The organism is Aeromonas sp. R3-1, assembly GCF_040908345.1.
GTDB lineage: Bacteria > Pseudomonadota > Gammaproteobacteria > Enterobacterales > Aeromonadaceae > Aeromonas > Aeromonas veronii.
Map to the genome: position 1 here is coordinate 1 of NZ_JBFODN010000207.1, position 12,253 is coordinate 12,253.

Genomic DNA, 12,253 nt, shown 5'->3' on the forward strand with positions numbered 1-12,253 from the left:
CGGTTCTCTTCCCAACGCTGATGCCAAAACGCAGCTTCCATCGTTATTACCCTTCTGTACTAAAGATGCCTCAATATCACAACTTAACCGGCACCGCGCAACCCTCTGCCCTTCCCTTTTTGCCGCGCAGCCTCTGCGTGTTATCCGGCAAATGACGGGTCCTTCCCTTGCCCTGCGCCTCGCTGTCGCAATCGGCGCTATTGGGTACGTTTATGACAGGCAGAGGCACACCTATCCATGCAAATACATCATGCATTGATAGCCATTAATGAAAGAAGGGAATGACGTTGGCAGGCCAAACGTGCTCGCCAACGCCAGGAAGATCACGACAGCGTGGCGCGAGCGGCCGCCAGCTGGCGCTCGATATAAGCAAAATCGGGACGATCGGCGGGGAGTTCCGAGAGGCAGGCCGCTTTGAGCTGATGCAACCCATCAAGCGGTGAGTCTTGCGTATCGCAATGGGCCAACAACTCTTCAAGCAGGCAACCAAAGGCACGCACTTCCAAACGCTCAAGTCCTACGGCCCGCTCGCGGTCGCTGCGCTCATATAAGGAAGCCGCACCAAAATCCCCCAGCAGAGCGCGAGCCGGGGCGTCAAACCCACGGGCAAACAGAATATTGTGGCCGTAGAGGTCCCCGTGCATGATGCCCGCGCGGTGCAGATGGCCCGCTACCGAGGCAATGCCGTGGGCCATCGCCAGCGCATCCGGCACACTCAGATGCAGCTCCTCTGGATAGACATCCCGGGTGCAGGAGTCTAGGCTCGGCGGCCCGGCCAGATTGGCAAAGGCCGGGTCGATCAGCTCCATCACCAGCGCCGGAATACCGGAGGGGTGATCCGCCACCTTGCCTATCACCTTGATAAGGTTGGAATGAGTGCCCGCCGCCAGCGATGCCGCCATCTCGCAGCGGGGCAGCCCGTCGCTGGTCACCGCCCCCTTGAACAGCTTGACCGCCACCTGACTGGCATCGGCTCTATCGCTCGCCTGAGTCACTGCATCAGCAGGATTAGCCACAAGGGTGGCGCGATGGATAACGCCGGATGCTCCCTGTCCCAGAAGCTCGCCCAGCGCCAGCGTCTCCCAGGCAATGGGCGTGACATGGGCATCATCGATGGCCCGCGCCTCCTCCCCTTCGCTAAAGGGGTTGCCGGAGTAGGCGAGCCATGAAAGGCGCGGCAGCGAGAGCAGCCACTCGGGGAAGCGTTCGATGCGGTTGGCGGCGATGCGAAGCAGCTCAAGACGGCGGCAGTTGGCAAGACTCGCAGGCAGCTCGCGCAGGCGGTTGCCCGCCAGCATCAGCTTTTGCAGGGCGTCGCACTGGCCCAGCTCATCGGGCAGCTGCTCAATTGCGTTATCGGTCAGGATCAGCCAGCGCAACCCCGCAGGCAGCGCCTTGGCCGAAATTGTGACGATCTGGTTGGCCTTAAAGCCCACCATGGTCAGCGCCGGGCAGCGTCCCAGCACCTCGGGCAGCTCGGTAAAGCGGTTCTCGGAGCAAAAGATGATGCGCAGTTTGCCAAAACCGGCCAGCTCGTCAGGGAGCGTACTTAGCTGGTTGCCGGTGAGATCCAGCACCTCCAGCGTCTCTTTCAGGCTCAAAATCTCGCTGGGGAACTCCGTCAGGTTTTCACAAAGCTTCAAATGGCGGGCACCGCACAGTTCACCTGCGCGCAGCTGTTCCAGAGTATGCATAACCGTTTCTCAATCCTGATGATCTGTCTGATGGTGTAGCCAGCCATCAGCGCGCCGAACCTGGATCCGGCGATTTTAAAGGGGGGCATTATAAAGAATTCGGGGCGCAGTTCGCCCCTTTTGTTGCCACGAAGGCCTGTATCGACATGTAGCAAAACGACTTGGGTACAAAGAGAGCAAGATTCGGGTCGTCCCGGCGAGGAGCGGTTGCCATAGTGGGGGCCAAACCCAAGTCGGTTGGAACCTATTGGGGTTCCAATCCACAGCCAACCCTGTGAGCCACTTAGCTGGCGCACAACACACCTGCGAGGGAACTGCCATGTCATTACTGTCCAACAAGGTCGCCATCATCACCGGCGCCAGCTCCGGCATCGGCCGCGCCAGCGCCATCCTGTTTGCCCGCGAAGGGGCCTGCGTCGTCATCGGTGCCCGCCGCCAGCCCGAGCTGGATCTGCTGGTGGAGGAGATCCGCCATGAGGGGGGCCAGGCGGTGAGTCTGGCGGGAGATGTGAAAAGCGAGAGTTACGCCCGCGACCTGGTTGATCTCGCGCTAACTCGTTTCGGCGGGCTCGATATCGCCTTCAACAACGCAGGTACCACAGGCACGCCGGGCAGCGTAAAGGAGCTTGAACTGGCGCAGTGGCAGGAAACGCTGGATACCAATCTCACCAGCGCCTTTCTGGGTGCCAAGTACCAGATCCCCGCCATGCTGGCACGTGACGGCGGCTCGCTTATTTTTACCTCTACCTTTGTCGGCCATACCCTGGGGCTGCCCGGCATGGCGGCCTATGCCGCGAGCAAGGCGGGCCTGATTGGCCTGACCCGGGTGCTGGCTGCCGAATATGGGGCGCAAGGGGTGCGGGTCAACGCCCTGCTGCCGGGGGGCACCGACACTCCCATGGGGCGGGCTTTTGCCAATACGCCAGAGAGCCTCGCCTTTGTGCAGAATATGCATGCTCTCAAACGGCTGGCCCAACCGGAGGAGATCGCCCGCTCGGCCCTTTATCTCGCGTCCGATGCATCCAGCTTTACCACCGGCATTGCCCTGCTGGCCGATGGTGGGGTATCAATTTGTCGTACATGACCTTGTCGCCCCCAAGATCCTGCGACCGAAACCTTATCGTGAGAGCGCCTTATGTCTGATTACGCCCGCATCGCCGATGCCATCCGTTTTATCGCAAGTCAGGTGGAGCGCCAACCCACTCTGGACGAGATAGCGGCGCACGTTCACTTAAGCCCCTTTCACTTCCAGCGGCTGTTCAGCCGCTGGGCCGGAGTGACGCCCAAACGCTATCTGCAGGTGCTGACCCTGGAGCGGGCCAAGGCGCTGCTGCAGGAGTCGCGCCCCCTGCTTGAGGTGGCCGATACCCTGGGCCTTAGCAGCGGCTCGCGGCTCTACGATCACTTCGTGCAGCTCGAAGCGGTGACGCCGGGCGAGTACAAGCAGCGCGGGGCCGGGCTGGTTATCGATCACGGGGTGCACGACACCCCCTTTGGTCAGGCATTCGTCGCCCTGACCCCGCGGGGGGTGTGCAACTTCTCGTTTCTCGATGACCAGACCCCAGAGGCGCCGCTGGCCACCCTCGCCCACAGCTGGCCCGAGGCGGAGCTGCGGGAGGCGCCATCACGCACCCAGAACGTCATCAACACCATGTTCGATGGCAGCAAGGCGCCGGATCGCCCCATCTCCTTGCACGTGAGCGGCACCAACTTTCAGATCAGCGTCTGGCGGGCGCTGCTGCAGATCCCGCCCGCCAAGGTGGTGAGCTACGCCCAGGTGGCAAGCGCCATCGGCAACCCCAAGGCCGCCCGCGCCGTGGGGCTGGCGGTGGGCGCCAACCCCGTCGCCTTGATGATCCCCTGCCACCGAGTCATCCAGCAAAACGGCAAACTCGGCGGCTATCACTGGGGCGAGACCCGCAAACAGGCGATAAACGCCTGGGAAGCGGCGAGGTATGAGTGAAGGTGGCCTTTTTCTGTCCGGCCTGATGAGGAAAACAGGCATCTTGGTAGTGAGTCAGCAGACAATCAGGCCACGCCAGACAGCGGGCGGCGATATAAAGCAGGGAGATCAGAAGAATCGGGGCGCAAATCGCCCCTTTTGCTGCTTTGGCGAGGTATGGTGCTCAGCGACACCCCAGCGGATGAACGAAATACGTAGGGTGCAATAAGCGCAGCGCATTGCACCATTTGCAGAGCGGCTTTTGTGCAAGGAATGAGGAAAAAAAGTAGAGGTGCAATTTCATTGCACCCTACGGTACTGTAACGAGTAATCAATCATGACATAGAACATTCAGCCGCCAGTTCATCAAGCACAGCGAATACTCCATCAAGATCATCACGATAGAAGGCTGTATAATTTGATGTAAAAACACATCTATCGCTAGTATTTAGCTTAAGTCCTCGGATAAGTTCGCGATTTTTAATCCAATAATTTCCCATCGCTATTGGATCCAACCCCCCAGGAATTGTTTCTCTGGTTGCAATATATCCATCGTCACCCCTACCCAAGAAAAATGTACTGCTTAGGTGTGACAAACAGTGATCAAGGAATAAAAATATATTTCTTTCATCGTTATCAGGGTTGAAACATATATCAAATACGTAATTGTTCACTAACCGAGCGATTCCACCATTATCTCCACTCCCGCTCTCATCATAATAACCACAACCTACGCCTGAACCATCAGGAGTATTTTTGTTACTAAGTTGATATATAACGAATATTTTTACTATATTACGTGTAACAGCAACTCTTCGAGCGATTGAGTTCTCTTCTGCTAATGTCGGGTCTTGTAATGCCTCTTCTATAAATTTATAGTAAGCCGAACCAAGATAAACATCCACTGGCACATCATTGACTTCTGAAAAGAAGTTTCTCTGTTGATCGATATAAGTCTGCTTGAAGAGAAAGAAGACCTCCTGTGATAATTTTCTCATTTCCATCAAAGCAAGATCTCTTACAAGCCCTGATGTAGGTGCATTATTATCTTGATGAACAATAAGTGCTTTTTGCAAATTATATAATTGGCCACCACGATCAGATGAGCACTCTAGCCTAAATATCATAAGGTCATACCAACCAAGAGCACCACGTTCAGAACTTATAAGCTTCCGCAGTATGCCATTACCTTGATAGCTATTTTCTCCAAATAATCGCCACGCAATCTCTATTACATTTTCAGAACTATTTGATAGCCGCCGTCCAGACCCACTGCCCCAACCGACAACATCCAGCAATCGTAATAAAGAGTAAATTGAACGCTGACGTAACCCCTGATCATTATTATTGAACATTGAGTAACGTGGTATGTACGCAATAAGCGTATTTATCGCATCTGCTGCCTGCGTATTTGTGAGTTCATGAGACTGGTTGACTAAAACACGCCAAAATTGATCATGAGAATATTCTCCATTGGTCAACTCAAAATCCGGTAGTGTTAGTATTGACGTAATCAACGAACCATTTTTAATCCGTGCAACTGCTTTTTGGTAAAGAATAAATGTCTGTTGTGGTTCAGGTGTTGCAAACCGAACAATGAGCTTTAGATATGCCTCTAAATTTCTAAAGCCACTACTATTAAAGCATGCTCTGGTTCGGCGTTCAGCTTCATCAATATCACTGCTAAATCCAATGTCAACATTACTCACATCAAATAACTGCGATAATAAAAATCGAGCAGGCTTTGGCAAGTTCGCTTTCAATTCTGAAAAAGCATTTGAATTTATAAAGCCTTTATTTTTGGGATCTTTCTGAACTGAAAATGAGCCACTTCTACCTTCAGTCTCTTCTACATAAATACGTCTAAATAAACCAGGGTAATTAAGGTGTAACAATATAAGATTGATAAGATCTTTGTTATTAAAATCTGTTCTCCCCAAGTCTGTTTTCTCAATTTGCATTAAGATCATTGCATTGACGAATCGTTTTAACTTTCGTAAATTGCCAATCAAAGGCATATAGTCAGAAGCGAGAACACCATCAAAAATATCTGCAAGCTCATTAAGAATGGTACCGAGCTTGAACATGGTATCAGAAGGAACGAGGCTAAGCTGTTCATTACTATCTTGCCAATTTCGCCGCAAAAAATTACTGAGACTAGAGCTATCTACGAATAGGCTTAACTTTACTGTTACAAATTTTTCTAAAAACTCGCGAGCTCTTTCACCTTCTTCATTATTCCCAGTAAGCACTTCGGTGTCATAGCAAAGAACATATGTTGCCTGAGACAGCTTGAAAGTCTTCCTAGTTGCAAATAAAACACTGTTTATTGTTTTCGCGTCCAGACGGTCTAGATCATCAATTACGATAATTACACGCCGATGGATGCGGCGCAAAACCTCATCAATACCATCGAGAAGTTCATCGATCGTTTCCTGAGAAGGCTCTAGCGAAAGCTTGAACCCCAAGAATGAAACGTCTGCTTTTCCTTTGATGAGGCGGGAATATCTCGAAGCTGCGGGCCTAAATTCTGGCGCAAATACCTTTTCTTGAATCACCGCAGATAAATCACGAATTAGGCGGTCAGCAAGATCAGGTTCGGATGCATAACGTATCGGTTCGAACCGACAAACAAGAACTTTGTCAGCAGCATCTTTCCAATAACGCTCAACCAGATTAATAAAACTTGTTTTACCTACCCCCCATGGACCATCAACCCCAAATATCAACCCTGGATGAGAGTCAGATGCAAGCACAGTCTCAGCAAACGACTTAGCCTGAAGTTCGTTTGTCAGAAGATCGTCCCTTTTATCATCAATTTCTTCATCTGCTATGAAATAGAGCTGTGAAGTCTGTTTTTTAGAGCGTGTTCTACTTTGCAAAATTGGTGATAGAAACATGACACAGAAAAAAATGAGAATAGCAGGAGCCCATTGTGGATCAGCGGATTTAAACGCTGCATGTAGCTTTGCAAGCCAAGGTGAGGCTAATTTGCTTAACCAAGCGCCAATAACTACACCTGCAAGTAAATCAATACGATAACTACGAACTATACGCATAACTGCCAAGTGAGCATTTCGCTTGACTGCATAAAGCAGGCAAATACATAAGCCAGTTATTATACCAATTGCCTTTAGGTATAGAGAAACGTCAACAATGTGCAGTGCGAAGCTAGTTCCCAAGAGGAAAAAGAGACGTGCAACTTCAGCTCCAACAAAGCCAATAAAGAGCATCCTCGCGAAAACCAATAACTCGGGCATCTTCATCGCTGAAGGTTTACTCGCCATCGACTTCTCCTTTCTATGTGACTTGCAGTTTTAGGAAAGACACTTTAACACACGAACAATTGGAAAAAGAAAAGACGCCCCAAGGCGTCTTTCATATTTTCAGGATTTGGAGCAAACCGGTTAGGAAATCTCCCCCTCCCCACCTTGCTCCACCACCTAATCAAATCGGGGTAATGGAGGTGATATGGGCATCCCCGTCCAGTGATTTGAAGATCTGCACCACGGCTTCACCATGGATCGGTTTGGCAAGCGGCACTGTGCTCTTGCACTTGAAGCGGTAGTTAGTGCCAGCCACCACCTGGGTGGAGACTTCAAAGGGTACGTACTGCACCCCGACAAATCCTTTCAGCGCCTGATCAAATACCGCCTGATCCTCGGCGGTCAGCTTGTGATATGCGGTCCATCCACCCACCAACACTGCTTGTTCTGACATATCAAACTCTCCGTGCTCTATGATCCCGACTCGTTTGGCCGTTCGGGCTGCGCCCCGTTGATTCAAGTGGTTTCCGGTCTCCACCGGGGTATCATCACTGCCGGTTGGCGCGATGACGATGGGCCCGTTTGCGCAGCTATCTGCAACTGGATCAGCCCTCCCCCCAGCCACGAGCCACTGTTGACAGCGGGCTCAATTGGCATGAGAGAGCCTAGTGCGAGATGGCAAAAATGCCCCTGTCACATATGACAGGGGCAAGGTGGCAAAAAAGCTGCTCGAAAAAAGAAGATGTGTGGCGCAAACGATTGAGAAAAGAAAAGACGCCTCAAGGGCGTCTTTTTGCATTTTTATGCTCGAAGGACTGAAGGGCGCGAGCTGCTTATTCCCATTCGATGGTTGCAGGCGGCTTGCCGGAAACGTCGTACACCACGCGGGAGATACCGTTGATCTCGTTGATGATGCGGTTCGATACGTGACCGAGGAAGTCGTACGGCAGATGTGCCCAGTGGGCGGTCATAAAGTCGATGGTTTCGACGGCGCGCAGGGCAATGACCCAGTCATATTTGCGACCATCGCCCATCACGCCAACGGAGCGCACCGGCAGGAAGACGGCGAACGCCTGGCTGACCTGGTTGTAGAGGTCGGCTTTGCGCAGCTCTTCGATAAAGACCGCATCGGCGCGGCGCAGAATATCGCAGTACTCTTTCTTCACTTCGCCAAGGACGCGCACACCCAGACCCGGGCCCGGGAACGGGTGACGGTAGAGCATGTCGTAGGGCAGACCCAGTTCGAGGCCAACGCGGCGCACTTCGTCTTTGAACAGCTCGCGCAGCGGCTCGACCAGACCCATCTTCATCTCTTCCGGCAGGCCGCCGACGTTGTGGTGAGACTTGATGACGTGGGCCTTGCCGGTCTTGCTGGCAGCGGATTCGATAACGTCCGGATAGATGGTGCCTTGCGCCAGCCACTTGGCGTTTTTCAGCTTTTTCGCTTCGTCGTCGAACACTTCAACGAAGACGCGGCCGATGATCTTGCGCTTGGCTTCCGGCTCGTCAACACCGGCCAGGGCGGAGAGGAAGCGATCTTCGGCTTCAACCTTGATGATGTTCAGACCAAAGTGGTCACCAAACATCTCCATCACCTGCTCGCCTTCATTCAGACGCAGCAGACCGTTGTCCACGAAGACGCAGGTCAGGCGATCGCCGATGGCGCGGTGTACCAGCATGGCGACCACGGAGGAGTCGACACCGCCGGAGAGGCCGAGGATCACTTCATCGTCACCCACCTGCTCGCGGATGCGGGCAACGGCGTCGTCGATGATGGTGGCCGGGGTCCAGAGGCATTCGCAGCCACAGATGTCTTTGACGAAGTGCTCCAGCATGCGGGCACCCTGACGGGTGTGGGTCACTTCCGGGTGGAACTGCACGCCGTAGAAGCGCTTGGCCTCACACGCCATGGCCGCGTGGGGGCAGGTCGGGGTCTGGGCGATGGTGGTGAAGTCGGCCGGAATGGTGGTGACCTTGTCACCGTGGCTCATCCAGACATCCAGCAGGGCATTGCCGTTGTCGGCGATGGCATCTTCGATGTTGCGCAAAAGCGCGCTGCTCTTGCCAGCTTCGCCAAGCACTTCCACCTTGGCGTAACCGAATTCACGCTCGGTAGAGGATTGCACCTTGCCACCCAGCTGCTCGGCCATGGTCTGCATGCCGTAGCAGATACCGAACACAGGGACACCGGCGTTGAACACATACTCGGGGGCGCGCGGGCTGCCCGCTTCGGTGACGGACTCGGGGCCGCCGGAGAGGATGATGCCGCTCGGATTGAATTCGCGGATCTGCTCTTCGGTCACATCCCAGGCCCACAGTTCGCAGTAAACGCCGATTTCGCGCACGCGGCGGGCGATCAGTTGGGTGTACTGGGAACCAAAGTCGAGGATAAGGATACGGTGCTGGTGAATGTCTTTAGTCATTTTATTCCTGCATCAGGCTGATGTTGTCACAAAGGGCACGGGATAAAAAAAGGGTGGAAAAACGGGGCGCAGGGCCCCGTTTTATCAGCCCATCCGATAGTTGGGGGCTTCTTTGGTAATGGTCACATCGTGGACGTGGGACTCTTTCATCCCGGCGCCGGAGATGCGCACGAATTCAGCCTTGGTGCGCATGTCGTCGATGGTGGCGCTGCCGGTCAGGCCCATGGAGGAGCGCAGGCCGCCCATCTGCTGGTGGATGATCTCTTTGAGGCGACCCTTGTACGGCACGCGACCTTCGATACCTTCCGGTACCAGCTTGTCGGCGGCGTTGTCGGTCTGGAAGTAGCGGTCGCTGGAACCTTTGGACATGGCGCCCAGGGAACCCATACCACGGTAGGATTTGAAGGAGCGACCCTGATAGAGCTCGATCTCGCCCGGCGCTTCTTCAGTACCGGCGAACATGGAACCCACCATGACGCAGCTGGCGCCCGCGGCAATGGCCTTGGCGATGTCGCCGGAGAAGCGGATACCGCCGTCGGCAATCACCGGAATACCGGTGCCTTCCAGCGCGTCAACGGCGTCGGAGATGGCAGTGATCTGGGGCACGCCCACGCCGGTCACGATACGGGTAGTACAGATGGAGCCCGGGCCGATACCGACCTTGACGGCGTTGACACCGGCAGCAGCCAGCGCCTTGGCGCCCGCGGCGGTCGCCACGTTGCCACCGATAATCTGCAGATCCGGATAGGCGTCGCGAGTAGCCTTGATGCGATCCAGCACGCCCTGGGAGTGGCCGTGGGAGGAGTCGATCAGCAGCACGTCAACACCGGCTTCTACCAGCGCAGCGACGCGCTCTTCGTTACCGGCACCGGCACCGACCGCAGCACCGACCCGCAGACGACCCTTGTCATCTTTACAGGCGTGCGGCTTGCGCTCGGCTTTCTGGAAATCTTTAACGGTGATCATGCCCTTGAGTTTGAAGTCGGCGTTCACAACCAGCACTTTTTCGATACGGTGCTTTTGCATCAGGGCAACCACCTCTTCGCGAGGGGCACCTTCACGCACGGTGACCAGACGATCTTTCTGGGTCATGATCTGTTCAACGGTCTGGGAGAGGTCAATCACGAAGCGCACGTCACGGCCGGTGATGATACCGACCAGCTGATTGCCGTCAGTCACCACGGGGTAACCGGCGAAGCCATTCTTGTGGCTCAGCTCCTTGATTTGGGCGATGGTCATGTCAGGGCGCACGGTAACGGGGTCAGTCACCACGCCGCTCTCGTACTTCTTGACCTTGCGCACTTCGGCAGCCTGCTGCTCGATGGACATGTTCTTGTGGATAAAGCCGATACCGCCTTCCTGGGCCAGTGCGATAGCCAGACGGGCTTCGGTCACTGTGTCCATGGCAGCGGAAATCATCGGGATGTTCAAGCTGATGGCGGAGGTCAGCTTGGTACGCAGATCGGCAGTATTGGGAAGAACTTCGGAGTGGGCGGGAACCAACAGTACATCGTCGAAGGTTAACGCTTCTTTGGCAATCCTGAGCATGGCAATATCTCACCGTTGAGGAAGTGGGGGTGTAAAATATTGCCGACGAAGTTTACTCACGCATTGGTCACTGGTAAAGAAGTTTTTTGAATTTTTTATGGCATAGCCCTCTTTTAGGCGGCCAAAACGCCAAAAAACCAAGATTATCAGTACGAAAAGCGCCATTTCGGGGCAAAAGAGTTGGCTAGCCGGTGATTTATGCAAAACCGGTAGGTGCCGACGCAGCTCAACCCCCATGCAACGGGATGATCGACAGGGGCTCAGGGGGCAAACGGCCTCTGACCACCCTCCCCTTGTCTTGTGTCCTTGTATTGTCTCTTGCCCTCGCGGCGACCACTCGCACCGGTATCATTCTCTTCTCAATGTTCTTTGCTCGGGCTGGATAATAAATTTCGCCCGCTGCCAAAATATATTTTATGGCACAACAATGGTTGCCTCTCTTTATTATTTTCGCCCCATCATCCGCAACAAGGTATTATCTTTATCCAGCAGATGATGTTTCAATGCCCCGACAATGTGCACCAGCAAAAATGCCAGCATAACATATGGCAAATAAATATGGATTGTGTGAGCAATATCCCGAACGGACTCACTGAATGGAATCACGTTGGCAGGATCATGAATATCTGGATTCATCGGGATAATAGACCAGCCAAATATCGCGACACCTCGGCCAGCCGCTGCGGAATAACAGAGACCAGACACCGGAATAAGCAGCGTTGAAATCAGCAAACCCCAGTGGATCGCCCTGGCTGCCAATGCCTCGTAAACAGGATATTGACGCACAGGCTCAGGCCACCCTTTAACAAGGCGGAGAATGGCGCGGGGCAGGATCAAGATCAGTGCAATCACCCCCAGAGATTTATGCAGGGCATAGAGATCCCATATTTCAAATTTAACCATCAGATAACCCACAAGGGTCAGGCCAATCATCAGCAAGGCAACCGACCAGTGCAGCAAACGGGTAGTCAAACTTAAGCGGGTTGAGGGATTCATAAGCTACTCCAAACAGGGGGCGAGTGAACGCAGGTCAAGATGGTGGCGCCGTGAACATCAGCAGCACCTGAGAGATCAACGGCATCTAGGCAAGCTGCAACGCGGCCAGATGCGGGCAAGCGCGAGGGCTTTTATCGGGAGCCTGTCCCGTCCTGAATATGGTTTACACCTTTCCCCCCAATAAATAGAGAACCCGATGGGACAAGGTGTGAAACGGACACAGCGCGATTACTCGCTGACTTTTAAACTGTCACTGGTCGAGCAGATTGAAAAAGGCGAGCTCACCTACAAACAGGCTCAGGTGCGTTATGGCATTCAGGGCCGCTCCACCGTTCTGGTATGGTTGCGTAAACATGGTCGGCAAGATTGGAGCCAGGGGGCTTC

8 protein-coding genes and 1 pseudogene are annotated in these 12,253 nt (G+C 54.0%); 3 read left to right on the forward strand and 6 right to left on the reverse strand.

Annotated features, from left to right (window positions below; translation table 11 throughout):
• Positions 1–323: 323 nt before the first annotated feature.
• The gene (locus AB5Y85_RS13160) at positions 324–1,694 is read right to left on the reverse strand and encodes a leucine-rich repeat-containing protein kinase family protein (RefSeq protein WP_257688133.1); all 1,371 of its coding nucleotides are present in this window, start codon (positions 1,692–1,694) and stop codon (positions 324–326) included.
• A 319-nt stretch (positions 1,695–2,013) separates the two neighbouring features.
• Here AB5Y85_RS13160 and AB5Y85_RS13165 point away from each other — a divergent pair, with 319 nt between their 5' ends.
• Together AB5Y85_RS13165 and AB5Y85_RS13170 are read left to right on the forward strand one after the other, a co-directional pair.
• Positions 2,014–2,778 (forward strand): SDR family oxidoreductase, encoded by a 765-nt coding sequence (locus AB5Y85_RS13165; protein ID WP_257688132.1) that lies wholly within the window; start codon positions 2,014–2,016, stop codon positions 2,776–2,778.
• Positions 2,779–2,829: 51 nt separating this feature from the next.
• Positions 2,830–3,657 (forward strand): bifunctional transcriptional activator/DNA repair enzyme AdaA, encoded by an 828-nt coding sequence (locus AB5Y85_RS13170; RefSeq protein WP_257688131.1) that lies wholly within the window; start codon positions 2,830–2,832, stop codon positions 3,655–3,657.
• Positions 3,658–3,971: 314 nt separating this feature from the next.
• Here AB5Y85_RS13170 and AB5Y85_RS13175 read toward each other — a convergent pair whose 3' ends face one another.
• The 5 genes from AB5Y85_RS13175 to AB5Y85_RS13195 form a co-directional block, all read right to left on the reverse strand.
• A complete protein-coding gene (locus AB5Y85_RS13175; protein WP_368221558.1) occupies positions 3,972–6,923 on the reverse strand; it encodes a KAP family NTPase in 2,952 nt (983 codons plus the stop codon).
• 160 nt (positions 6,924–7,083) lie between these two features.
• Positions 7,084–7,356: a hypothetical protein gene (locus tag AB5Y85_RS13180; RefSeq protein WP_005337011.1), complete on the reverse strand. Its 273-nt coding sequence runs from the start codon at positions 7,354–7,356 to the stop codon at positions 7,084–7,086.
• A gap of 379 nt (positions 7,357–7,735) precedes the next feature.
• Positions 7,736–9,325 carry a glutamine-hydrolyzing GMP synthase gene (gene guaA, locus AB5Y85_RS13185; RefSeq protein ID WP_129504193.1) on the reverse strand — a complete coding sequence of 530 codons (1,590 nt, stop codon included), beginning with the start codon at positions 9,323–9,325 and terminating at the stop codon, positions 7,736–7,738.
• Positions 9,326–9,409: 84 nt separating this feature from the next.
• On the reverse strand, positions 9,410–10,873 hold the full coding sequence (gene guaB, locus AB5Y85_RS13190; RefSeq protein WP_005360033.1) for an IMP dehydrogenase: 1,464 nt from the start codon (positions 10,871–10,873) through the stop codon (positions 9,410–9,412).
• A gap of 444 nt (positions 10,874–11,317) precedes the next feature.
• On the reverse strand, positions 11,318–11,869 hold the full coding sequence (locus AB5Y85_RS13195; protein ID WP_257687846.1) for a cytochrome b: 552 nt from the start codon (positions 11,867–11,869) through the stop codon (positions 11,318–11,320).
• A 196-nt stretch (positions 11,870–12,065) separates the two neighbouring features.
• Between AB5Y85_RS13195 and AB5Y85_RS13200 the strand changes: the two are divergent.
• A pseudogene (locus AB5Y85_RS13200) lies at positions 12,066–12,253 on the forward strand (IS3 family transposase); the annotation flags it as partial.

Excerpts from the sequence above, each read along its gene's own strand:
- AB5Y85_RS13160 (WP_257688133.1), bottom strand. The coding sequence starts at position 1,694 with ATGCATACTCTGGAACAGCTGCGCGCAGGTGAACTGTGCGGTGCCCGC.
- AB5Y85_RS13165 (WP_257688132.1), top strand. The coding sequence starts at position 2,014 with ATGTCATTACTGTCCAACAAGGTCGCCATCATCACCGGCGCCAGCTCC.
- AB5Y85_RS13170 (WP_257688131.1), top strand. The coding sequence starts at position 2,830 with ATGTCTGATTACGCCCGCATCGCCGATGCCATCCGTTTTATCGCAAGT.
- AB5Y85_RS13175 (WP_368221558.1), bottom strand. The coding sequence starts at position 6,923 with ATGGCGAGTAAACCTTCAGCGATGAAGATGCCCGAGTTATTGGTTTTC.
- AB5Y85_RS13180 (WP_005337011.1), bottom strand. The coding sequence starts at position 7,356 with ATGTCAGAACAAGCAGTGTTGGTGGGTGGATGGACCGCATATCACAAG.
- guaA (WP_129504193.1), bottom strand. The coding sequence starts at position 9,325 with ATGACTAAAGACATTCACCAGCACCGTATCCTTATCCTCGACTTTGGT.
- guaB (WP_005360033.1), bottom strand. The coding sequence starts at position 10,873 with ATGCTCAGGATTGCCAAAGAAGCGTTAACCTTCGACGATGTACTGTTG.
- AB5Y85_RS13195 (WP_257687846.1), bottom strand. The coding sequence starts at position 11,869 with ATGAATCCCTCAACCCGCTTAAGTTTGACTACCCGTTTGCTGCACTGG.